Below are 22,446 nucleotides of genomic sequence, written 5' to 3' on the forward strand. Positions count from 1 at the left end.
CTATTCGAGATCCGCATCGATGCGCGCGATCAAGCCTTCCGAGTTGATCGCGATCTTCAGGACTCCGATCTCGTGGCCAAAATCGCCGGTGAAATCGAGGCGGGCCACAGCATTGAAGCCGTCCAGTTCCTCGATCGACAGAAACTTGCCGCAGGTGTGGTACCCGACGAAGAAACGCTCGAGGTAGACACGGACGCCATCACTGCCCACGAACGCATCGCCAACCGAAACGTCATCGATGACCGCGTCGAACGCAAACAGCTCCAACGCGCCCTCGATATCGAAGGCGTTGGTGATTTGGATAAAGTTCTCGACGAGCTTCCGCATGATCGCTCCTCAGATGTCGACAATGTTGGTGTCGGCGATCGTTTCGGCGAAACCATTGCCGAACAATCCAGCGGGGGTCTGGAAACCGGCGCGAACCTCGCCTGCCAGAACCCGGCGTCCGGCCTCGGCTGCCGCAACCGCGGTGAAGGTATAGCCGTTGACCGTGTCGAGGCGCGCACGGGTCACCTCTCCGTCCGCATCTGTGACCTCGACGACCGCCTGATAGCGGTTTGCCAATCGTTCCGCTTCGCTCGGTCCGTCGGGAAGCAGTGAGAGATCGCCTTGCGGAAAACCGTCTCCGGTCACATGCAAGAAAGTCTCGATGTCGGGAACAGCGGTTGCCTGCCAGATCGTGATGAGATCGGGAAGCGTCACCTGGAAGCAGTCGACGGGGCCCTTGCCGAAATCGAAGCTCTTGATGTTGCCGGCAGCACGGCCGACAAGCTTGCCTTCCACACGCCCGAGGGTCTGAGCCGTCAGGTTTTCCGTGGCGCTGATCGCGGAACCACGCGAGAGGCCGCCCGCGACATGCAGCGCGATCCTGATCTTGCGGGGCTGTTTCACCCTGGCTACCGCGCGTCCGGCCAGACTGCCGAGCATAGCGACGCTGCCACCACCGCCCGGCATCAGCATGACGCCCGCCGCCTTCGCCTCATCGTCGAGTCTTTCGGCCAGACGATAACTGTCGAGTTCCGCCGCGGTGTCGAGATAGTGGATGCCGTTGCGGATGGAAGCCCGCATCAGGGGATCGGCCGTCCGCATGAAGGGACCGGCACAATTCAGGATAACGGAGATGTCACTCAGAGCCCGGTTGATCGCCGCGGCACCATCGAGGGCGAAGACCCGGTACTCGACGCCAAGTTCCGCGGCGAGCTTGACCAGCGGCACTTCACTGCGTCCTGCGAGGACGACGGGGGTTCCAGCGATCCTCGCGCGTTCGGCCGCCATGCGACCGGTGTATCCGGTCGCACCGTAGATCATCAGTTTTTTCATTTCAGTGCTGCCATTCCTTGTAGACGAATTCGAGGCTGTAGCCGTCGGGGTCGCGGACCTGAGCGGCGTAATAGCGAGGGTCGTAGTGAAGCTGCGGTCCGGGCGGATGGATCTCCAAGGCGCCCGCGGATATCGCTGCGGCAAAGGCGGCGTCGACCTGGCCCGCGCCATTGGCAACGAAGCCGACATGGGCGGCACGGCCTTCGACGACGCCCTTGCGGAGCCAGAAAAACACCCGGCCGTTTGCGCCAAAACCCTTGAGATCGGGATGGCCCGGAGGGCCATCCTTTCCGTCGTAGTCGCCGGCGTGGACAATCCCGAGGGGCGCGAGTGCCTTCTCGTAAAAGGCAATCGAGCGATCGATGTCGCTCACCGATATGAAGACATGGTCGAGCATGGCGCTCTCCTTTGCACTAGATGACATAGCCGCCAGCGACCTCGATGTTCTGGGCGTTGATCCAGCGGTTTTCCTCGGACAGCAGGCTGGCGATGACGCCGCCGATCTCTTCGGGTTCGCCGACGCGGCCGAGCGCGGTCTGGCCTGCAAGCAGGGCCTCGAATTCATCATTCAGGCCGCCGCCCAGTTCGGTGCGGATGGCCCCTGGAGCAATGGAGTTCGCCCTGATCCGGCGATCGCCGAACTCCTTGGCCATGTAGCGCGTCAGAACTTCCAGGCCTCCCTTGAACGAGGCGTAGGGAGAGACGCCCGATGTCGCGACACGGCTGGTGGCGCTGGTCAGGTTGACGATATGGCCACCGTCTTCCATCAACGGCAGCAGGGCCTGGGTCAGGAAAAATGGACCCTTGAGATGCACGTTGAACAGACCGTCGAACTGTTCCTCGGTCACGGTCGGGATCGGAGCATAGAGACCGTATCCGGCGTTGTTCACGAGGTAGTCGAACGTTTGACGCCCCCAGACCGATTGAAGCTGCACGCTCACCGCATCCCGGAATTCAACAAATGAGCGGCTGTTGCCGACGTCGAGTTTCAAGACGACGGCTTTGCCACCTTTACCGGTGATCTTGCCAGCAACGTGCTCAGCCTGCCCTGGACTATTGTTGTAGGTGACGATGACGCCCATGCCGCGCTCGGCGCATCTGATGGCGGTGCTCGCGCCGAGGCCGCGGCTGCTCCCGGTAACGATGACGATCTTCATATGCCTCTCCTTCGTGTCTGGTGTGACCCGAAGCTATGCCCGCGCCACATCAGGCGCTCACCCATTCCTCTCTGAAACTTGCCTATTTCTGCTTCACCCTTGCGTAGCCGCGTGCGCGCTGTCAGGGTCGGATGATGGAAAGTCAACTGCAAGAACTACGGGCGCTGGCCTCGAAGGCCGAGAACAAGCGTACAGAGACGGGCATTCCCGGCGTGGCGATGGTCCAGGGCGAAATCCCCGAACACAAGCTAGCCGCCGTCTATGATCCGATGGTCAACCTGATCCTGACGGGGTCGAAGACGATGACGGTCGGCGATCGGACGTTCCACTACGACCCGGCGACCTATTTCGTCATGTCCGTGGATCTGCCGGCTGTTGGCTCAGTCCATCCGGCCGCGACGGGCGAACCCTATCTGGCGATCAGCCTGACGCTCGATCCGACGACCCTCGCGGGGTTGATCCGCGATCTCCCGGTAAAAGTGTGCAGCGAATTGTTCGGCTCGGGGTTTTCGATCGCCCCGGTCAATGCCGATTTTCTTGATGCCTGGATCCGCATGCTACGGCTGATGGACCGCCCGGACGAGATCGCGGTGCTTGCTCCTGTCTATGAACGGGAAATCCTGTTCCGGGTGCTTCAGGGCCCGCTTGGATGGATGCTGCGCGACATCGCCTCGCCCGATACGGCGCTCTCCCGAATCAGCTTGGCAATCAATTGGATCCGGCAAAACTTTGCCCAGCAAATCAGGGTCGAGGCGCTGGCCGAGATGGCGGCCCTGAGCGTGTCCGCCTTCCATCGTCACTTCAAGGCGGTGACGGCACTCAGCCCTCTGCAGTATCAAAAGCGCGTCCGCCTTCTCCATGCCCGATCGCTTCTGATCGCCGGACAGGGAAACGCAACATCGATCTCTTTCGGTGTCGGATACGAGAGCCCGAACCAGTTCAGCCGGGAATACGCGCGCCTTTTCGGTCAGCCTCCGTCAAGAGACCTGGCGAAGGCCACGCGCGATCTGCGTGTCGCGTAGCCGACCAGGAGGCCTCCAGAGAGAACCTCATTGGTTCGACCTCTCGCCTAGCCGCCAATCTGTCTTCCACCTGGCACGATCCGGGGGGCAGCCCGAAGGCTGCTGGCTGCAAGGAGCCTTATTCCGCCGGCGACGGTTTCTTTCGAAAGAGTGCGACCAGATTGTCCCACAGCTCGATCTTGGCGCCCTGGCGCTTCATGATCACGCCCTGCTGGAGGATCGAGAGCGTGTTGTTCCAGGCCCAGTAGATGACGAGGCCGGCCGGGAAACCCGCCATCATGAAGGTGAAGATGATCGGCATCCAGGTGAAGATCGCGGCTTGCGTCGGATCCGGCGGCGTCGGGTTCATGCGCATCTGCAGGAACATGGTGACGCCCATGATCAGCGGCCAGACACCAATCATCAACATATGCGGCAGCGTGACCGGGATAAGGCCGAACAGGTTGAACAGCGACGTCGGATCGGGCGCCGCCAGATCCTGGATCCAGCCGAAGAACGGCGCGTGGCGCATCTCGATGGTGATGTAGAGCACCTTGTAGAGCGAGAAGAAGACCGGAATCTGCAGCGCCACCGGCCAGCAGCCGGCAAGCGGATTGATCTTCTCGGTCTTGTACAGCTCCATCATCGCCTGCTGCTGCTTCATCTTGTCGTCCGCGTATTTCTCGCGGATCTCCAGCATCTTGGGCTGCACCTTCTTCATGTTCGCCATCGACGCGTAGGACTTGTTGGCGAGCGGGAAGAAGATGGCCTTGACGATGACGGTGGTGGCAAGGATCGCCAGGCCGAAATTGCCAAGGAACTTGTAGAGCGTGTCGATCAGCCAGAACATCGGCTTGGTGATGAAGTGGAACCAGCCCCAGTCGATCAGAAGGTCGAACCGCTTGATGTGACGGTCTTCGGCATAGGCGTTGATCTTGGCGACTTCCTTGGCGCCGGCGAAGACCTCGGTCTCAACGGTCGCCGACTGGCCGGCCTCGACATTGATCGGATCGGTCAGGAAGTCGGACTGATAGCGGTGGCGGCCGTCCACGAAATAGCCGAAGCGCGGCTGGAACGGCTGCTTCTCGCTCGGAACCACCGTCACCGCCCAGTATTTGTCGGTGATGCCAAGCCAGCCATCGGTCGACTTGCCCGGCTTGACTTCCTTATCCTTCTCGATGGACGCGTATTTGTGTTCCTGCAGGCCTTCGGCTCCGGTGAAGCCGATCAGGCCCTCATGCAGCACGTAGGTGCTGGCGACAGCCGGCTTGTCGTAGCGGGTGACACGGCCGTAGTTCGACAGTGAAACCGCGCTGGAACCGGAATTCTGCACCGTGTCCGAGACCGTGAACATATAGTCGCCGTCCACGGAGAAGGTGCGCTTGAAGGTCAGCCCCTTGTCGTTGGTGTAGGTCAGCGTCACCGGCGTCGACGGGGTCAGCGTCGGGTTGCCTTCGATGCTCCACACCGTGTCCGCACCCGGTACCGTGCCGGTCTTGTCATTGCCGACGAAGCCGATCTCGGCGAAATAGCCGGTGGGAAGTGTCGACGGGTTGAGCAGTTCGATCTCGGGCGAATTCTTGTCGACGGTCTCGGTGTAGTGCTTGAGCTTGAGGTCGTCGAGGCGCGCGCCGGTCAGGTTGATCGAGCCCTCGAGGCTCGGCGTGTCGATCTTGACGCGCGTCGAAGCGGCAAGCGCCTGATCACGGCTCGCGGCGGTGACGGTGTCGCCGCCAGGCGCGTTGGGAATGGCGCCAGGCGCAGGCGCTGGCGTTACAGCACCCGGGTTGGCGGCCTCTGCCGCCTTCTTCTGCTCCTCGACACGCTGCTGCTCGATCTTGGCGGCCTCGCGCTGCGCCTCGACGCGCGGGTTCATGTAGAAAACCTGCCACAAAGTCAGGATCAGCACCGACAGCGCGATGGTGATGAAGAAGTTCCGGTTATTTTCCATCGAGAGCCCTTGGCCTATCGTGTTCCGCGAAGTCGGCGGGAGAGTTCGGCCTTCAACTGGCCGAAGGGGGCGCGCAGCGCATCATCGCGCCCGACGATGACATAATCATTGCCGGGCGTCATGTCATCTGCGGCATGGGTGCGGACGGCTTCTCTCAGCCGCCGCCTGACGCGGTTGCGCACAACAGCGTTGCCGACCTTCTTGGTAACGGTGTAGCCGACACGCGGCACGCCGCCATCGCCGCGGTCAAGGACCTCGACGAGGAAAAACCGTCCGCGTCGCTTCTCACCACGACGGACGGCCAGGAATTCCGCGCGTTTCAGAAGCCGCTTGGGATTTTGCCCCACTGGCTTGCCGGTTGCGGGCAACGATCTTGTCTCGCTTAGGCGCTGAGCCGCTTGCGGCCGCGGTTGCGGCGAGCTGCGACGACGCCACGACCACCCTTGGTGGCCATGCGGGCACGGAAACCATGCCGGCGTTTGCGGACGAGTTTGGACGGTTGGTAGGTACGCTTCATTTGTTTTAATACCGCGGGGTGCGGCCCTTCTTGATTCTGTCACTTTGTAACAGGAGCTTTGCCGGGCCTGTTTTGGCGCGATCGAAACCGCGCCGGGACGAATGGCCCGAGCGTGAGCGGGCTTATAGAAAGAAGGGTTTTGGAAGTCAATCCGGCGTCGTCGCGACGTGGACGCAGGCTTCATGACGGTAATTTAATGTTCGGACCGAAGGATGAAATTGGCAAAAAACGCATAATCGCCTAATCTTGGCCGATCAAGTGATTGTGAAGACAGAGTCGCATGAGCGAAGCCAGCCAAGCAGGGGAAGGGATCGGCACGGCGCCAGCCGCCGTCCGCACGGTGCCCTTGTCACGCGGCCTGTCGACAAAACTGCTGCTGTTGACCATCGTTTTCGTGCTTTTGGCTGAAGTGCTCATCTTCCTGCCCTGGATCGCCAGTTACCGGCTGAGCTGGCTCAAGGAGCGGCTGAGCACGGCCGCCGCCGTTTCGATCGTGCTGGTGCAGGGCGAGTCCACCTCATTATCGCGCACGGCCCAGAACGACGTGCTGATGGCGATCGGCGCCAAGGCGATCGCGGTGCGCGACGGCGGCGTCTCGCGGCTTCTAGTGGTGGCGGACATGCCGCCGCAGGTCGACGAGCACATCGACCTCGCCAGCGTCGGCATGATCAAGGGCATGACCGGCGCGCTCGACACGCTGTTCTTCGGCGGCGACCGGATGCTGCGGGTTTTCGGACCGGTCGGCGACAGCGACAAGGAGTTCGAGCTGATCATGCCGGACTACTCCCTGCGCAAGGCGATGCTCATCTATTCGCGCAACGTCGCCTTCGTCTCGCTGCTGATTTCGCTGTTCACCGCCATGCTGGTCTATGCCGCGATCGACCTGATCATGATCGGGCCGATCCGAACCATGACGCGCTCGATGCTGTCCTTCTCCGAGGCCCCCGACGATCCCGGGCGCATCATCCATCCCGCCGCCCGCGCCGACGAGATCGGCGTTGCCGAACGCGAGCTGTCGCAGATGCAGGAGCGGCTGCAAAAGATGCTCTCCGAGCAGAAACACCTTGCCGACCTCGGCCTGGCGGTCTCGAAGATCAACCACGACATGCGCAACATCCTGGCCTCGGCGCAACTGATGTCGGACCGCCTGCGCCAGGTCAGGGATCCGACCGTGCAAGCCTTCGCGCCGAAGCTTTTGCGCGCGCTCGACCGGGCCGTCTCCTATTCGGAAGGCGTGCTTCACTACGGCCGCACGCAGGAGCCGCCGCCTTCGCGCCGCAGGGTGCGGCTGCGCCAGCTGGTCGAGGACGTGCACGGCCTGCTCGACATCGAGGAGGGCATCGAGTTCATCAACGCGGTCGAGGTGGCTTTCGAGGTGGACGCCGATTCCGACCAGCTGTTCCGGGTGCTCACCAATCTGTGCCGCAACTCGGTGCAGGCGATGGCGGCTGACACCGAGAGCGCGGTGGTGCGGCGGCTGGCGGTCTCGGCCGAGCGCATGGGCAGCGTCAGCCGCATCGCCGTCACCGACACCGGGCCCGGCCTGCCGCCGAAGGCGCGCGAAAACCTGTTCGCGGCGTTCCGCGGCTCGGCGCGCAGCGGCGGCACCGGTCTTGGCCTGGCGATCGCGCACGAACTGATCCGTGCGCATGGCGGCACGGTGGAACTGGTCGAATCGATTGGCGGGCGCACCACTTTCGCGGTCACCATCCCCGACCAACCGGTGCGGCTCGACCAGGCGCGCGGTAGCCTGCGCCGTCCGGCGTGACAGTCTCGGTGGTGCTTTCCCGAGGCTCTCGCCTTTCGGGCCTGACGCTCTTGATGGCCTTCCCCGCGACTTTTCCCCGCCCAGCTTGAAATCAGACCGGCTCGTCGGCCGCTTCAAAGCCTCCGGGGCGGGGCTGTCACCGCCAGATGACACACTCACGACAAAACTTTTGCCGGATCGGCTTGCTTTTCCCAAATTCAGTCGCTAGGGAACTGCACACATTCGCGGCCGGTCCTTGGGATCGGATCGCGGGGCCGTTGAAAACATGGCCTGATGCGCGCCCGTAGCTCAGCTGGATAGAGCACCAGACTACGAATCTGGGGGTCAGGAGTTCGAATCTCTTCGGGCGCGCCATTCCATTCAATTGAAATCGCTGGTGTTTTAAGGCTGGCCAACGCGACCGCACCGACCTGGGTACCAGAATTTATCCGGTTTGGATGAACGGACATTTCTTAGAAGGTGCTCGAGTGCCTAGACCTCAGCACCTTCGGGTGCGAACCCTGTCGTTCGATGCTGCGCAGGGTCGACGTCTAAGACCTGCCGGCCGCAAGCGGAGCCGTCTGGTTCTGACGCGTCCGAAGTGGCCCAGCATGTCGGCGACCTTGCACTTGATCTGTCAAGTGGTTTAATAATGTCCGTTATGAAAATGGAAGGTCGACCAGATGGGACGCCATCGCGAATTTGATGTGCAGAAGGTACTGGACGCCGCATTGAACGTCTTTTGGCGCAAGGGTTACGAGGGCGCATCGTATGCTGACCTTGTTGAGGCTGCAGGCGTGGAGAGGCCCGCCCTCTACTCAGCCTTCGGCAACAAGGAAGCTCTCTTCCGGCAAGCCCTGGCTCGCTATGACGAGTTGTACCTGGATTATATTCCAGAAGCGCTTCTGCTGCCCACCGCGCGGGAGGTTGCCGCGCACATCCTTTATAATGCGGCCGACCTTAATACGCGCTATCCCGACCATACGGGTTGTCTTGGCGTCAATGGAGCCCTGGCGGTGTCCGACGACGCGGAACCCGTACGACAAGCGTTGATAGATTTTCGTGCGGCGGGTCAGGCGCAGCTTCGTGCCCGCTTCGAGCGGGCAAAGGCAGAGGGCGACTTGCCGGAGCAGGCGAAGCCCGACGCCCTTGCTGCATTCGTGATGGCTATTACACACGGCATGGCTGTGCAGGCCAAGGCAGGCTTTAGCCACGACATGCTGAAGGCTGTCGCCGACCAGGCACTTTCCACATGGCCGGGCAACGAAAAGCGATCGGTCTCAAGGAAGGTCGCCCGGTGACGGGCCAGCAAAGGCCCGCGCTCGAAATCACCAAGTCCCAGACGTCCTTTCGCGACGGTCGCTGAACGAAATTCCATCGTATCAGACGCCTTCCCAGCGCAGCGACCGCAGACCTCAAAAACTGTTTTCGAAACGGTCATTATAAATTCCTTGACATCCATTCGTCAGATAACATACTGATCGTTATCGTAATACTCATTACGAATTTTGAATGTTTGGCATTTTTGACGCCACGCATGGATGGCACTGGGTTGCCTGTGGCGCAAAACGCAACGCTCTGTCCGGTCGCTGTCTTGCAGAGCCCGGCCGAGCACTTCCCCCTCAATGAAAATGAAGGAGAACTGGCTATGAAAAGTATACGCAAGGACGTTGTCGCGCTTGGCCTAATACTCGCCACGTTGTTCAGCGTTGCGGCCGGCGCGCAAAACGCGACCGCAGCGCAAACGTCGGCCGCGGTATCCGAGCTGGCCCACCCGCTGACCCCCGGTCTCGGTCCGGACACGGGCTTCACCCATCACCGCGTGGCGGTCGGAGACGTGCGCCTCCACTACGTTCGCGGCGGCAAGGGGGAGCCATTGATCCTGCTCCACGGTTGGCCGACAACGTGGTGGGAGTGGCATAAAGTCATGCCGGGCTTGGCCAAGGACTTCGACGTGATCGCGGTGGACACACGCGGACTCGGCGATTCAAGCCGACCCCAGAATGGCTACGACAAGGACCAGCTCGGTGAGGACATCGTAAAACTGGCGCGTCAGCTTGGCCTGACCCGCTTCTCGCTCGCCGGGCACGATCTAGGCGGCCAGATTGCTTTTGCTATCGCCCGCAATCATCCCGACATGGTGAAACGCCTGGCAATTCTCGACGTGCCGCTGATGGGGATGCCGTATTCCGACGCAATTCAGCCGTGGCACTTCGCCTTCAATAAGGTGCCGGATCTGCCGGAAGCGTTGACACAGGGCCATGAGCGCCTTTTCCTTGACCAGTTTTGGAGCGGATACACCTACGATCCGCGCGGCTTCGAGGAAGCCGACATCCAGGAGTTCCTGCGCACCTATGCCGCGGTCGGAACGATGCGCGCGGGTTTCAACTACTACCGTGCCTTCGATCGGGACGGCGCTGCGAACAAGGCATGGCTCGCCAAGGGCGGCAAGCTTCAAATGCCGGTGTTGTGGCTGGGCGGAGAAACCACGTCAGAGGCCGAAATGGCAACAGCAGGCATCATCAGCACCGGCGACCTGCTGGGCCGGCAGCTGGAGACGGCTGCGACCGACCTTCGTGGCGAAAGCCTTAAGGGCTGCGGCCACTGGCTCGCCTCCGAGTGCCCCGAACGCACCGAAGAGCACCTACGCCTCTTCTTCAAAGGGAACTGACGGGTTAGGCCTCATGAAGCATCAAGGCGCGCTTCGAGCGCGCCTTGAACGAAGCCGGACCGTTGGACCGCTTGTGGCTTCGCCGACCGGCACCACATCATCGAATGGCTCAAGCACGTCCAGCCAACCCGCCGCCGGAGAAGAGGCACCGATCAACCGGTGCCACCACTCTCCCGCGGCGAGCGAGGTGGCTCACCACACAATGCTTGCCGTGCTCGGGTCCGTCAGGCTCGATATCAGCCATCGACCAGCAGGCCCCGGCAAAGCGTCGCTCAAGTAGACCGCCTGGAAGGGCATGATCCCGGCCGCCGGTCCCTCCAGATCGATTTGCGTGAGCCGGCCACTCTCAAGGTCATCTTGCACAATCCAGCGGGGCATGTGTCCCCAGCCAAGTCCAGCAAGCAGAAGTGCGTGCTTGGCCCCGAGATCACCGAGCCGCCAGACATTCTTGTTCTGCACGCCATATTCGACACCCGCCGTCAGCTGCGACCTGTCGGTGAGGATCAGCTGCGTCTCGCTGGCGAGTTCTCGCAAAGTTACGGGGCCGCGAACTCGCGCGAGGGGGGTTTCCGGCGCAACGACCGTCACCAGTTCCTCGCTGACAAGACGTTCGGACATCAGCCCGGGCGGCGGGAAAGGCAGCGTACCGGTGATGCCGAGGCTACATACCCTGTCCAGAACCAGTTGGGCCACCGCTCCCAATGCCTCGACATGCAACCTCAGCGGCGTCGAAGGGAACTGATGCTTGAAGCTCGCCAGACACGCGGTGAGATGCGGGCTGGGGAAGAAGACGTCCACGACAATGGACAGCTCCGCCTCGAGCCCTTCAGACATGCTTCGCGCCCTCGCCTTCAGCATGTTCGCTTCTGTTAGCACCCGGCGGGCATCGACGATCAAGCTGGTGCCCTGGACCGTGAGCACGGGGTATCGGCCCACGCGCTCGAACAGTTTGACGCCGAGCAATGCCTCAAGATTGGCGATGGTCTGGCTTACAACGGATTGAGCTCGGCCGAGCGACCGCCCCGCAGCGGAAAAGCTCCCTGTATCAGCCGCCGCAACAAAGGTACGCAGTTGGTCGAGGGACACGGGATCGAGCATCTATCGTTCCTGTAGATGGGTGCGATCTACTAATATAGGCTACTGATGGGATCTGGAAAGAACCACCTTCAACGCGAAGGAGTTCTCCTGTGTCCCGGAAAGTTAAAGTTCTTGTCATCGGCGCGACCGGGTTTGTGGGTGGCGCGACTGCGCGAAGACTCGCCGCGAAGGGCAATGCCATCAGCGGACTGGCGCGATCGGATGAAGCCGCCGCGCGGCTAATCGAGGTCGGGATTACTCCGGTCCACGCTGACCTTGAGCAAGACATCGAAGGTGTCGTCGCCGCCGCAAAGTCAGTCGATGCGGTTGTTTATGCGGCGCAGATCGCACCACCGGCCGAGCTGGAGGCCGTATCGGCCACGCTCGACGCGCTCTCGGGTAGCGGCAAGACGTTCATATTCCTTTCCGGCTCAGGGGTTCTTTGCCAGCGCACCGAGGGCGCGTGGAGCGCTGACAGCTTCGCCGAAGACGAGGCGTTTTCTCCCGAACCGCTCGCGGTGGCACGTGTCGAAACCGAGGCGCTGGTGCGTTCCGCCGCTGGGCGCGGGTTGCGTTCAATGGTGGTTCGGCCGCCTATGATCTGGGGGCCGGGAGACCATGGCCATGTGCCCATGGTCTACCAGTCCGTCGCGGCGACCGGGGCCGCCTGCTACATCGGCGATGGGCTTGCCACTTACGGCAACGTCCATGTCGACGACATCGCGGAGCTGTTTGATCGCGCGCTCGAAGCTGGCGAGCGCGGCGCCCTCTACCATGCTGTCGCGGGCGAAATCCCCAACCGCTGGATCGCCGAGGCGGTTGCGCGCGACCTGGGCTGCGAGACGCGGAGCGTGACGATGGCCGAGGCCGCGGAAATATGGGGCGAGTTCGGCGCGCTCATCATGAGTGTATCGAGCCGTGTGCGCGACGCGGCGACGCGCAAGTCTCTCGGCTGGGCGCCCCGCAACAACGACATGCTGTCCGAGATCGGCGAGCCGCGCCTGCGCGCCTTGGCCACTACAAACACAAACTCAGAGAAGGAGTGAAAACCATGAAAACCCATGAAGGCAAGGTCGCGATCGTCACCGGCGGTCGGCAAGGCATTGGTCGAGGCATCGCAGATCTCTTGGCGAAGCGCGGGGCGAAGGTTGTGATCGTCAATCGCACTGACGCGCCTGACATCGCCAAGGCCATCGGCAATGACGCCATATCGATCGCGGCCGACATTACCAAAGAGGCCGATTGGGCCAAGGTCGCGGCCGAAGTCGAAAAGCGCTTCGGCCGTGCCGACATCCTGGTTCATGCGGCCGGCATCTACCCGTTGGCGACACTGGACCAAATGACGCCGGAGGAGTGGCACCGGGTCTTCTCGGTGAACCTCGACGCGCATCTGGTCGGCGCGCGTGCCATCGTGCCTCTGATGCGCAAGGGCGGTGGCGGCTCGATCGTCGCTATCGGGTCCGATGCCGTCAACCTGGTGACGCCGCCGGGCATGGGCTTCTCGCACTATGTGGCGTCGAAAATGGGCGTCGTCGGCCTGGTCCGCGCGCTCGCCAACGAGCTCGCCGCCGACAACATCATCGTCAACGCCGTCCATCCCGGAATCACCGACACCGAGGGCGCCAGCGGCATGCCCAACGAGCAGAAGGCACAGGTCTTCATGATGCAGGCGATCAAGCGCCTGGGCACGCCTGCCGACATCGCCGGACCCGTCGCCTTCCTCACCAGCGACGACGCACGTTTCGTCACCGGTCAGACCATCGCGGTCGACGGTGGCCTTCTGAAACTTTGAAAGGAAGACTATCGATGCGGCTCTTTCATCACGCAGGCACGTGCGCGCTCGCGCCGTATGCGGGCTGACCCTGCACCCACATCTAAAGAGCGGGCTCGCTTCGACCGGGTCGGAGAAGTTCACACGGTGATCGTGTTCGGCTTGCCGCGGACACGAAAATTTCGATCCCTAGAGGCATCTCCGTCGGGCAACGCGACCCAGCGATCCGCCATCGCCGGGAGAGTGGGATCGGTCAAAAAGCTCGATCGTGAGACGTTTCATGCGCGCTCTAAAAACCAATTGCGGGATAGAGCCCTTCGATCTAGACTGATTGCATAGTGCAATCAGAAGCGCACGGATGTGCCGTGCGGGGAAAGGGGAAGCTATGGCCAAGCTCGTGTTCGGAATGAACCAGTCCCTGGACGGCTACGTCGACCATATGGGATTTGCGCCACCCCCTACACTCTTCCGCCACTTCATCGAGGAGGCCCGGCAGCAGGCGGGCAGCGTGTACGGTCGCCAAATGTATGAGATCATGCGTTACTGGGACGACGATCATCCTGAATGGGATGCGGATCGACAGGCCTTCGCGGCGGCGTGGCGGAACCAGCCAAAATGGGTCGTTTCGCGCTCGCTGAAGTCGGTCGGCCCCAAGGCCAGGCTGATCGAGGATGATCTCGAAAGTGCGATCCGCGATCTGAAGGCCGGGAGCGACGGGGAGATCGAGGTTGCTGGTCCGACCTTGGCGCAAAGCCTTACAGAGCTTGGCCTGATCGATGAGTATCGAATCTACCTGCACCCCGTCGTGCTTGGTCACGGCAAGCCATATTTCGCCGGACCCCGGCCGCGGCTCCGCCTCCTGACTCACGACCGGATTGGCGAGGACGTGATCCGGCTGACCTACGTTCCTGCCTGATCGCGCGATGTGCGCCCGTGCCACTCCGCCCCAGTCATCGGCGCGGTATCTTCCAGAACCACTCGACAAGCGTCTTGAGCAGCTCACCAAGTCGGATCCCGACCTTCGAGATCATCGTCCGGAAGAACCTGCGGCCGGCGGCCGTGACTGGTGTATGGCTCGGCATAGGTCATTTTGAAGGCATCGCCGAGCGCGGCGGACATGGCGGCAAGCGATGCCGCGATTCTGAGCGTGGGAAGGCTTGTTCCCTGCAAGCCGGAACGGCGGCTGGTGATCGGGGCGCTCGTGGACATGTCGGTCATGGCGTCCTCCTGCAAGTGAGGATGACGCCGCCTTGCGCCCAGGTCCTTGGCCTCAGCCTGAAAAGCCCTCAATAACCCTGAACAGTCCTGAAGTTCGCCATCAGGACCGTCTTGGATTATACCGTCCTGGGTTATCCTGCCCGCGAGCGACGGGCTTTTGGCAAATGGACGTGGATTTCGGGAACTTCAGCCTGAAACGAACCGAACGGGTGCTGCTGGGGCCCCAGGGGCCGGTGGAGCTTTCGGCGCGGTCCTTCGACATCCTGGCCGTGTTGCTGGAGAGGCCGGACGAAGTGGTCGGCAAGACCGAACTCTTCGATGCGGTCTGGCCCGGCGTGGTGGTGGAGGAGAACACGCTCCAGGTCCACGTTTCAGCGCTCCGAAAACTGCTGCCTGCCGAGATGATCGTTACCGTGCATGGCCGCGGCTATAAATATGCCGGCCCCAAGCCCTTGGCGGTTGCAACGGAAGCTCCGGCGACGTCCAGGCCGTCCATCGCTGTCCTTCCCCTCGACAATATGAGCGGCGACCCGGAGCAGGCCTATTTCAGCGACGGGATAACCGAAGACATCATCGCCGGGCTTGGCAAGTTCAGGGAGTTCCTGGTCATTGCGCGGAACTCCTCCTTCCAGTTCCGCGGCAAGGCCAATGACGTGGCCGAGGTGGCGGAAAAGCTTGGCGTCAAATACATCGTCGAAGGCAGCGTGCGAAAGACCGGCAACCGAATCCGGGTGACCGTGCAGTTGATCGACGCGTCCTCGGCGGCCCATATCTGGGGCGAGCACTACGACCGCGAACTCGACGATATTTTCGCCATTCAGGACGACATCACCCAGATGATCGCGGCCCGCCTGGCCCGGCAGGCCAGAACCGCGATCGCGTCGCGCGCCAGGGCCCGGCCGACCAACAATATGTCGGCCTATGAGTTTTACCTGCGGGCGCTGCAACTGGCATCGGTCTATGACACGGTGCTCGAAGCGGAACCGTTTCTGCGCCAGGCGGTAAAGCTTGATCCGCGGTTTGCCGCCGCCCACGCCATGCTGAGCTTTGTGGAGTCCATCAAGTACTATTGGGACTACAACAATCCCGGTCATCTGCATTCCGGACTGGAGATCGCGAGAACCGCATTGGGCCTTGACCCCGACGAGGCCTATGGGCATCTCGCCACCGGCTTCGCTCACCTGTATTTGCGCCAGTTCAGGCAAGCTGAAATCAGCCTTGACCGGGCGATTGCGCTCAATCCGAACGATCCGTTCATTCTCAGTATCCGCGCTATTTTCCTCAATCACACGGACAGGCCGGAGGAAGGGCTTGGTGAAATAAACGAAGCCCAGCGCCGCGACCCATACGCCGTGGGATGGTATGACGACTTTCGCGGCGTCCTGCTGACCACGGCTGGACGATACAGCGAGGCAAAGTCCTGCTACGCGAAAATGGCAGCCGTACCGCCATGGTCGCTCGTTCGCCTTGTCATCTGCCATTCCGAACTCGGCGAAACCAGGCAAGCGCAAGACGTCCTGGCAAAGGTCAAGGCACATTACCCCGGACTAAGCCTTGACGAGATCGTTGATACGGAAGTGGATTTCTACAGGGATCCCTCCGTGTGCAACCGTTACCGCGCGATCCTGCAGCGCGTTGACAGGGAAGAATAAGCTTCGCAGCCGGGCGAGGCCCACACAAACCGCCAAGCCTACTGATGGAGATTGTATGGTTCCGCTGATACAGCCGACACTGCCCGTCTGCGTGCGGCAGGCACGGCCCTTGGAAACCTGATCATGACCCTTCCCCGCCTCAAACGCGCCTTGATCACCGGCGCCGGAGCCGCCGACGGCATCGGCTTCGCCATTGCCCGCCAGCTTGGTCACACCGGCCATGCCTTGTTCCTCACCGGCGCCAGCGCGCGTGTGCTTGACCGCGCCACCGAACTTTGTGCCGAGGGCATCGATGCCAGGGCCATGGTCGCCGATCTCACCAAGGCCGCCGATGTCGCACGGCTGCGGGCAGATGTCGGCGCCGTCGACATACTGGTCAATAATGCCGGCATGGGCTCGCTGGCATCACCCTCGGCCGACAAGGCGTTTCTCGCCATGACCGAGGCCGATTGGGATCGAGGCATCGACGTCAGCCTGAAGACGGCGTTCCTCGTCACCCATGCGTTCCTGCCGGCGATGATCGAAGCGGGCCATGGGCGCATCGTCAATGTGGCGTCGGTCACCGGGCCGCTGGTGTCTTTCGAAGGTACATCGGCCTATTCGGCCGCCAAGGCCGGCATGGTCGGGCTGACGCGCACGCTGGCGCTCGAAGTGGCCAGGAGCGGCGTGACAGTCAATGCAGTGGCTCCCGGCTGGATCGAAACGGGCGCGTCGAGCGAGATGGAACGGATGGCGGCCTTGCATACGCCGCCGGCGCGGGCGGGCCGGCCGGATGAAGTGGCGGCGGCGGTCGTGTTCCTGGCTTCCGAAGGCGCCAGCTATGTCAACGGCGCTCTTTTGGTGGTCGATGGCGGCAACAGCCTCCAGGAACACAAGGGCTGAAGGTGTGCCTTCGGTGCCCTTGAGCCAAGCAGGGGAACCAAACCGCCCGGCGGCGGTTTTCCCCTCGAAGGGACCGCAGACCTCAAGGGTGCGGAACAATGTACGACCATCTGGAACTGGAACTGGCGAGAGCCAGGCAGCGCGTCAAGCGTGCGGAATTCTTTCTCACGCGAGCAAATGCAATGCTGGACGGGGAGCGTGGCGTCGGCATCAGCCTTGCGCTGTGCTGCCGGATCAGATCCGAGCAAAAACGTGTGGCTGAAGCGCGCTCACGCCTCCGCCAGATCGATCCCACCACACACTGATTGTGCCATGACCATGATGCCCTCTCCCGAAAAGAGTGCCGCATATCGCGCCGCAAAGCTCGCCATGCTGCGAAAGCTGATGGTGAAGCATATCGAGCGCACCGATGCCCAGGCGCGGAGTGTCGAACAGGCGCTGGCGGTGTTGGCTGAAGCGACTGCCCAGGCCAGCGGCGCGCATCGGTAGCGTAGCCGCCACAGCTCCTGGCCATCCCGGAAGGGATGCGGGAAGTTCGCTCTTCGAAGGAAGGGTGGGGCAACCGTGATCACGCAGAACGTGTCGTTGCAATCCAAGTCGCCCTCAGGACGCCTTGGCCAGAAAACTCTGGTAATCCGACTTGGCCTGCAGCAGGCGCAGCACATTCTCGCGTGATCCCCGCACATGGGCACGGGCCAGGGTACCGGCCCGAGCGGCGTCGCCGGCGCAGATCGCCTCGATGATCTCTGCATGCTCTTCGCGGGCGATCTTCCACTCGTCGAGCCACAGCAATTCGGTCCAGACATAGTGCTGGCACTTGTCGAGGATGCCGCACAGCATGCCGTGCAGCATGGCGTTGCCGCTGATCTGCGCAATGACGCGATGCAGGTCGATGCCGACTTCGAGTTCCTGGAATTTTTCCCTGGTGGTGCGGTCGGGAATGGCGGCGAGCCGTTCGCATTCGGCCAGCATGGCGCGCAGCCGTGCCTTGTCATTCTCGGTCGCGGCGGCGGCCGCCAGTTCGGTCGCATGGCCGTCGAGGAGTTCGCGGATGTCGAAAGCCTCGCGGAACATGTTGATGTCGAACTCGGTGACGACATAGCCCTGGCGCGGCCGGCCTGTGACGAGGCCGTCGCGTTCGAGGCGGTTGAAGGCTTCGCGCACCGGCGTGCGGCTGACATTGAGCCTGGCCGCGATATCGTTCTCGGTGACGCGCGAGCCCGGCGGAATCTGACCGGTCACGATCATCGCCTTGAGCGAGGAATAGACCGAGTCGCGCAGCGTGTTTTTGGTTTCCTTGGCCAAGTCCGTTTCCAGTTCTCCGGTCTTTCCGCCGGAAGTCGACATGATCTCATAGCTGTATTCAAAGTCGGCGCGATTTGCCACGCCCCGGCACCGCGTCCTGCCAGCCCTCCCGGTCAAAGGCTCCTGGCAATGCCGAGCGCTGTTGACATCGCCGATCGCCAAGCTACACTCAAAATTGTATACAAAATAGCATGCGAAATCAAAAATAATGGGAACACCGGTTGGAGAGCCGAAAAATGAACAGGATCAGAAGCGTTAGCGTTGTTGCGGTTGCCGCCCTCATGGCGGCCGGCGCGGCCCCCGCCATGGCGGGCGATACCATCACCGTCGCCTCATGGGGCGGCACCTATCAGGAGGCTCAGACCAAGGCCTTCTTCAATCCGACCGCCGACGCGCTCGGCATCACCATCAAGCAGGACACCACTAACGGCCTCGACGATGTGCGCCTGCAGGTGACCGGCAATGCGGTGAAATGGGATATAACCGAACTCGGCGCCGACGAATGCGCGCGCGGATCGAAGGAAGGCCTGTTCGAGAAGCTCGACTACGGCATCATCGACAAGAGCGGCATCAACCCGAAGCTGGTGCATGACGACTGGGTCGGCATTTCCTACACCTCCGTCGTCCTCATCTACCGGACCGACGTCTTCGGCGACAAAGGCCCCAAGACCTGGGCCGACTTCTGGAACGTGGAGAAATTTCCGGGGCGGCGCGCGCTGAGCGGCAGCCAGTCGACCGAGACGCTGAGCGTCGCCGCACTCGCCTCGGGCCTGCCGATCGACAAGGTTTATCCGGTCGACATCGACAGCGCGCTGAAATCCGTCGACAAGATCCGTGGCCATGTCGATGCCTGGTGGACATCAGGCGCGCAGGCGATGCAGCTGGTCAAGGACGGCGAAGTCGACATGGCGAGCATCTGGAACGGCCGCGCCGGGACGCTGAAGAAGGAAGGCGCGCCGGTCAGCTTCTCCTTCGACCAGGGCGTGCTCACCGCCGACTGCATGGTCATTCCCAAGGGCGCCAAGAACAAGGAAGCCGCCATGAAGGCGCTGGCGATGTTCGTCAGCCCGCAATTGCAGGCCAACCTGCCGCTCTATGTCGACAACGGGCCGGTGAACGAGAAGGCTTTCGAGACCGGCAAGATCCCGCCGGAGCGGATCAAGGACATCAACTCGTCGCCCGAAAACGTCAAGAAGCAGGTGTTGCAGGACGCCGAATTCTGGCGTGACAATCTGGTGGAGGCGACGGAGAAGTTCAACAATCTGATCCAGCAATAGGCCGCGGCCGGACCCGAACCACGGCAGGGCGGCGCACGCTGAAACGGAGCCCGCCCTGCTTCCGCCCGCCCCCTCACCAGGAGACGATGATCTTGTCCATTGCGCCATCCGCGCTGCCGATCAGCATGCGCCGGATCGAGAAACGATTTGGCAGCGTGTCGGTGCTGCGCGACCTGAACCTCGATGTCGAGGCCGGCGAGTTCCTGACGCTGCTCGGGCCCTCCGGCTCCGGAAAGACGACGCTGCTGATGATCCTGGCCGGTTTCGTCAGGGCCAATGGCGGCTCGATCCGGGTCGGCGACGACGAGATCATCACCACGCCGCCGCACAAGCGCAACATCGGCATGGTGTTCCAGAACTACGCGCTGTTTCCGCATATGAACGTCTTTCACAACATCGCCTTCCCGCTGAAGCAACGCGGCGTGCCGGCCACGGAAACGGCGGAGCGGGTGGAGAAGGCATTGGAGCTGGTGAAGCTCAAGGGCCTGGGCGAGCGCCGGGTCGACCAGCTTTCCGGCGGCCAGCGCCAGCGCGTGGCCCTGGCGCGCGCCATCGTCTTCGAGCCGCGCATCGTGCTGATGGACGAACCGCTGTCGGCGCTCGACAAGGGCCTGCGCGAACACATGCAGATCGAGCTACGCGCCCTGCACCGGCGGCTTGGCATGACGACGGTCTATGTCACGCACGACCAGCGCGAAGCCATCACCATGTCGGACCGCATCGCGGTGATGAACGCCGGGCGCATCGAGCAGCTCGACAAGCCGGAAACACTCTACGCCGCGCCGAAGACGCAATTCGTAGCCGGCTTCATCGGCGAATCGAATTTCATTCCCGTCGAATGCCGCAACGGGTCAGTCTGGTATGAGGACAGGCGGATCCAGACGGCAGGGGCGCCGCCGGCCGCCGGCCGGCACCTGATGGTGGTGCGGCCTGAGAAGCTGCGGCTGGTCACGGCTGCCGAACCGCCGAACGGTATCAACGTGCTCGACGCCACGCTCAGCGACATCATCTACCAGGGCGACAGCTTCGTCTGTTACGCCTCGCTGCGCGACGGCCGCCAGCTGACGCTGCGCGACTATTGCCGCAGCGACGTGCTGTCCAGGCTGCCGGCCCCCGGCCAGCCGGTCAGGCTTGGCCTCGATGCACAGGACACGATCCTGGTGGAGGCCGAGGGATGAGCGCGCCATCCGCCCTCCTCGTCGAGACTGCCGGCGCGAGCCGGGACCTCAACGCGCGGGCGCTGCGCGCCGATGCGCGGCGCGAGCAGCTCAGGCTGCTGGCGCTTTTGTCGCCCAGCCTGGTCCTCGTCTTCGCCATCATCATCGTGCCGATCGGCTGGCTGTTCTGGCTGTCTCTGTTCGACGAGGCCGGTGCCTTCAGCGCGTCCAACTATGCGCGCTTCTTCGAGCAGGCCTCCTACATCAAGACCTTCATCACCACCTTCAAGGTGGCCTTCATCGTCACCGGTGCCTGCGTGCTGCTCGGCTATCCCCTGGCCTACATGCTGTCGCAGCTGCCGCGGCGGGCGGCGTCGATCTGCCTGATCTTCGTCATCCTGCCGTTCTGGACATCGGTGCTGGTGCGCACCTATGCCTGGCTGGTGATCCTGCAGCGCAAGGGCCTGATCAACAGCTGGCTGATCGACCTCGGCGTGATCAGCCAGCCGCTGTCGCTCGCCAACAATCTGTCCGGCGTCGTCATCGGCATGACGCATATATTGCTGCCCTTCCTGGTGCTGCCGCTCTACGCCTCGATGAAGACCATCGACACCGATTGCCTGCGCGCCAGCATGAACCTTGGCGCCGGCCCGGCCGCCACCTTCCGTCAGATCTTCTTTCCACTGTCGCTGCCCGGCCTCGCCTCGGGCGTGGTCATCGTCTTCGTGCTCTGCCTCGGCTTCTTCGTCACGCCCGCGCTGATGGGCGGCGGCAAGGTGATCATGTGGGCGATGCGCATGGAGCAGACCACCAGCCTCTATTCCAACTGGGGTGCGGGCGCGGCGCTTGGCGTGGTGCTGCTGCTGGTCACGCTGGCGCTTCTCGGTCTCTTCCAATTGCTGCTCGGCGCGCGCGCCACCGGTGTGTGGAGTTCGCGATGAGCGGGGATGTCGGCCTGCCGATCTCGCACCGGCAACGTCTGTGGCTCTACGCGCTGGGCGGCCTGGTGCTGTTGTTCCTGATCGCGCCGTCGGTCATCATCGTCATCATGTCGTTTTCGGATTCGACGCTGCTGCAGTTCCCGCCGCAGCAATGGTCGCTGCGCTGGTACGAAAGCTATTTCCAGTCGCTGGAATGGCGCGACGCGACCATCGTATCGGTCAAGGTGGCGGTCATGACCGTGCTGGTGGCGACGCCGCTCGGCACCGCGGCTGCCTATGCCATCAACCGGGGCACGCTGCGCTTCAACGGCACCATCAACGGCCTGCTCACCGCATCGCTGATCATTCCGGTCATCCTGATCGGCATCGGCACCTTCTTCCTCTATGCGCGCATCGGCCTCAACAACACGCTGACCGGCCTGGTCATCGCGCACACGGTGCAGGCGCTGCCCCTGGTGGTGCTGACGGTGCTGTCGGGCTTGCGCTCCTACGACATGAACCAGGAGCGGGTGGCGCGCAGCCTGGGTGCCGGGCGCATCGGCGCCTTCTGGCAGGTGACGATGCCGCAGATCCGCTTCTCGATCGTCTCGGGCGCACTGTTCGCCTTCATCACTTCCTTCGACGAAGTGGTGGTTTCGCTGTTCATCTCGGGCGGCGAGACGACGACACTGACACGCCGCATGTTCAACGCGCTGCGCGACCAGATCGATCCGACCATCGCCGCCATCTCGACCTGCCTGATCGTGCTTTCCGTTCTGCTCCTGTCGATGGCGCAGATCTTCGGGCGGCGGCATTGATTTCC

25 protein-coding genes and 1 tRNA gene are annotated in these 22,446 nt (G+C 62.5%); 16 read left to right on the top strand and 10 right to left on the bottom strand.

What is annotated here, in order from left to right:
- From MesoLj_RS03545 to MesoLj_RS03560, 4 genes are read right to left on the bottom strand one after another with little or no spacing between them, the layout of a single operon-like run.
- Positions 1-327 carry a nuclear transport factor 2 family protein gene (locus MesoLj_RS03545; protein WP_140770777.1) on the bottom strand — a complete coding sequence of 109 codons (327 nt, stop codon included), beginning with the start codon at positions 325-327 and terminating at the stop codon, positions 1-3.
- Between the two features lie 9 nt (positions 328-336).
- Positions 337-1,320, bottom strand: coding sequence for a saccharopine dehydrogenase family protein (locus tag MesoLj_RS03550; RefSeq protein WP_202325091.1), 984 nt, complete (start codon positions 1,318-1,320; stop codon positions 337-339).
- Between the two features lies 1 nt (position 1,321).
- Positions 1,322-1,717 carry a VOC family protein gene (locus MesoLj_RS03555; RefSeq protein ID WP_140770780.1) on the bottom strand — a complete coding sequence of 132 codons (396 nt, stop codon included), beginning with the start codon at positions 1,715-1,717 and terminating at the stop codon, positions 1,322-1,324.
- Positions 1,718-1,733: 16 nt separating this feature from the next.
- Entirely contained in the window at positions 1,734-2,477 is a 744-nt protein-coding gene (locus MesoLj_RS03560; RefSeq protein WP_140770782.1) for an SDR family NAD(P)-dependent oxidoreductase, read from the bottom strand.
- 134 nt (positions 2,478-2,611) lie between these two features.
- On the opposite strand from MesoLj_RS03560, the gene MesoLj_RS03565 reads away from it, so the two are divergent.
- Entirely contained in the window at positions 2,612-3,499 is an 888-nt protein-coding gene (locus MesoLj_RS03565) for an AraC family transcriptional regulator (RefSeq protein WP_140770784.1), read from the top strand.
- A 118-nt stretch (positions 3,500-3,617) separates the two neighbouring features.
- On the opposite strand, the gene yidC is transcribed toward MesoLj_RS03565, so the two are convergent.
- The 3 genes from yidC to rpmH are packed head-to-tail and all read right to left on the bottom strand — an operon-like array spanning position 3,618 to position 5,946.
- Positions 3,618-5,429, bottom strand: coding sequence for a membrane protein insertase YidC (yidC, locus tag MesoLj_RS03570; protein WP_202325092.1), 1,812 nt, complete (start codon positions 5,427-5,429; stop codon positions 3,618-3,620).
- A gap of 14 nt (positions 5,430-5,443) precedes the next feature.
- Positions 5,444-5,797 (bottom strand): ribonuclease P protein component, encoded by a 354-nt coding sequence (gene rnpA / locus MesoLj_RS03575; protein ID WP_140770787.1) that lies wholly within the window; start codon positions 5,795-5,797, stop codon positions 5,444-5,446.
- Positions 5,798-5,811: 14 nt separating this feature from the next.
- Positions 5,812-5,946, bottom strand: a complete 135-nt coding sequence (rpmH, locus tag MesoLj_RS03580) for a 50S ribosomal protein L34 (protein ID WP_008833937.1) — start codon at positions 5,944-5,946, stop codon at positions 5,812-5,814.
- Between the two features lie 280 nt (positions 5,947-6,226).
- On the opposite strand from rpmH, the gene MesoLj_RS03585 reads away from it, so the two are divergent.
- The 4 genes from MesoLj_RS03585 (at position 6,227) to MesoLj_RS03600 (ending at position 10,364) form a co-directional block, all read left to right on the top strand.
- Positions 6,227-7,714, top strand: a complete 1,488-nt coding sequence (locus tag MesoLj_RS03585) for an ATP-binding protein (RefSeq protein WP_202325093.1) — start codon at positions 6,227-6,229, stop codon at positions 7,712-7,714.
- Between the two features lie 277 nt (positions 7,715-7,991).
- A tRNA-Arg gene (locus MesoLj_RS03590) sits at positions 7,992-8,068 on the top strand.
- Between the two features lie 308 nt (positions 8,069-8,376).
- Entirely contained in the window at positions 8,377-8,994 is a 618-nt protein-coding gene (locus MesoLj_RS03595) for a TetR/AcrR family transcriptional regulator (protein WP_202325094.1), read from the top strand.
- Positions 8,995-9,341: 347 nt separating this feature from the next.
- Entirely contained in the window at positions 9,342-10,364 is a 1,023-nt protein-coding gene (locus tag MesoLj_RS03600; protein ID WP_202325095.1) for an alpha/beta fold hydrolase, read from the top strand.
- A gap of 192 nt (positions 10,365-10,556) precedes the next feature.
- Here MesoLj_RS03600 and MesoLj_RS03605 read toward each other — a convergent pair whose 3' ends face one another.
- Positions 10,557-11,462: a LysR family transcriptional regulator gene (locus MesoLj_RS03605; protein WP_202325096.1), complete on the bottom strand. Its 906-nt coding sequence runs from the start codon at positions 11,460-11,462 to the stop codon at positions 10,557-10,559.
- Between the two features lie 89 nt (positions 11,463-11,551).
- On the opposite strand from MesoLj_RS03605, the gene MesoLj_RS03610 reads away from it, so the two are divergent.
- The 3 genes from MesoLj_RS03610 to MesoLj_RS03620 all read left to right on the top strand — a co-directional run bounded on the left by MesoLj_RS03610 (position 11,552) and on the right by MesoLj_RS03620 (position 14,128).
- On the top strand, positions 11,552-12,487 hold the full coding sequence (locus MesoLj_RS03610) for an NAD-dependent epimerase/dehydratase family protein (RefSeq protein ID WP_202325097.1): 936 nt from the start codon (positions 11,552-11,554) through the stop codon (positions 12,485-12,487).
- Between the two features lie 5 nt (positions 12,488-12,492).
- Entirely contained in the window at positions 12,493-13,233 is a 741-nt protein-coding gene (locus MesoLj_RS03615) for an SDR family NAD(P)-dependent oxidoreductase (RefSeq protein ID WP_202325098.1), read from the top strand.
- Between the two features lie 364 nt (positions 13,234-13,597).
- The gene (locus MesoLj_RS03620; protein WP_202325099.1) at positions 13,598-14,128 is read left to right on the top strand and encodes a dihydrofolate reductase family protein; all 531 of its coding nucleotides are present in this window, start codon (positions 13,598-13,600) and stop codon (positions 14,126-14,128) included.
- A gap of 83 nt (positions 14,129-14,211) precedes the next feature.
- Here MesoLj_RS03620 and MesoLj_RS03625 read toward each other — a convergent pair whose 3' ends face one another.
- Positions 14,212-14,430 carry a hypothetical protein gene (locus tag MesoLj_RS03625; RefSeq protein WP_202325100.1) on the bottom strand — a complete coding sequence of 73 codons (219 nt, stop codon included), beginning with the start codon at positions 14,428-14,430 and terminating at the stop codon, positions 14,212-14,214.
- Positions 14,431-14,594: 164 nt separating this feature from the next.
- Here MesoLj_RS03625 and MesoLj_RS03630 point away from each other — a divergent pair, with 164 nt between their 5' ends.
- The 4 genes from MesoLj_RS03630 to MesoLj_RS03645 all read left to right on the top strand — a co-directional run bounded on the left by MesoLj_RS03630 (position 14,595) and on the right by MesoLj_RS03645 (position 17,453).
- Entirely contained in the window at positions 14,595-16,082 is a 1,488-nt protein-coding gene (locus tag MesoLj_RS03630) for a winged helix-turn-helix domain-containing tetratricopeptide repeat protein (RefSeq protein WP_140771381.1), read from the top strand.
- Between the two features lie 123 nt (positions 16,083-16,205).
- Positions 16,206-16,964 (top strand): SDR family oxidoreductase, encoded by a 759-nt coding sequence (locus MesoLj_RS03635; protein ID WP_202325101.1) that lies wholly within the window; start codon positions 16,206-16,208, stop codon positions 16,962-16,964.
- 98 nt (positions 16,965-17,062) lie between these two features.
- Positions 17,063-17,269 carry a hypothetical protein gene (locus tag MesoLj_RS03640; protein WP_140770801.1) on the top strand — a complete coding sequence of 69 codons (207 nt, stop codon included), beginning with the start codon at positions 17,063-17,065 and terminating at the stop codon, positions 17,267-17,269.
- Positions 17,270-17,276: 7 nt separating this feature from the next.
- Positions 17,277-17,453: a hypothetical protein gene (locus MesoLj_RS03645; protein ID WP_202325102.1), complete on the top strand. Its 177-nt coding sequence runs from the start codon at positions 17,277-17,279 to the stop codon at positions 17,451-17,453.
- Between the two features lie 114 nt (positions 17,454-17,567).
- On the opposite strand, the gene MesoLj_RS03650 is transcribed toward MesoLj_RS03645, so the two are convergent.
- Entirely contained in the window at positions 17,568-18,350 is a 783-nt protein-coding gene (locus MesoLj_RS03650) for a GntR family transcriptional regulator (RefSeq protein ID WP_244735285.1), read from the bottom strand.
- 155 nt (positions 18,351-18,505) lie between these two features.
- Here MesoLj_RS03650 and MesoLj_RS03655 point away from each other — a divergent pair, with 155 nt between their 5' ends.
- The 4 genes from MesoLj_RS03655 to MesoLj_RS03670 all read left to right on the top strand — a co-directional run bounded on the left by MesoLj_RS03655 (position 18,506) and on the right by MesoLj_RS03670 (position 22,441).
- Positions 18,506-19,546 carry an ABC transporter substrate-binding protein gene (locus MesoLj_RS03655; protein ID WP_140770803.1) on the top strand — a complete coding sequence of 347 codons (1,041 nt, stop codon included), beginning with the start codon at positions 18,506-18,508 and terminating at the stop codon, positions 19,544-19,546.
- A gap of 92 nt (positions 19,547-19,638) precedes the next feature.
- Positions 19,639-20,724 (top strand): ABC transporter ATP-binding protein, encoded by a 1,086-nt coding sequence (locus tag MesoLj_RS03660; protein WP_202327160.1) that lies wholly within the window; start codon positions 19,639-19,641, stop codon positions 20,722-20,724.
- Complete coding sequence (locus MesoLj_RS03665; protein ID WP_202325103.1) at positions 20,721-21,644, top strand: ABC transporter permease; 924 nt, start codon at positions 20,721-20,723, stop codon at positions 21,642-21,644. The genes MesoLj_RS03660 and MesoLj_RS03665 overlap by 4 nt, the downstream gene beginning before the upstream one ends.
- Positions 21,641-22,441: an ABC transporter permease gene (locus MesoLj_RS03670; RefSeq protein WP_140770806.1), complete on the top strand. Its 801-nt coding sequence runs from the start codon at positions 21,641-21,643 to the stop codon at positions 22,439-22,441. Before MesoLj_RS03665 ends, MesoLj_RS03670 begins: the two co-directional genes overlap by 4 nt.
- Positions 22,442-22,446: the final 5 nt, after the last annotated feature.

Origin of the sequence: Mesorhizobium sp. 113-3-9 (assembly GCF_016756515.1) — a bacterium.
Lineage (GTDB): Bacteria > Pseudomonadota > Alphaproteobacteria > Rhizobiales > Rhizobiaceae > Mesorhizobium.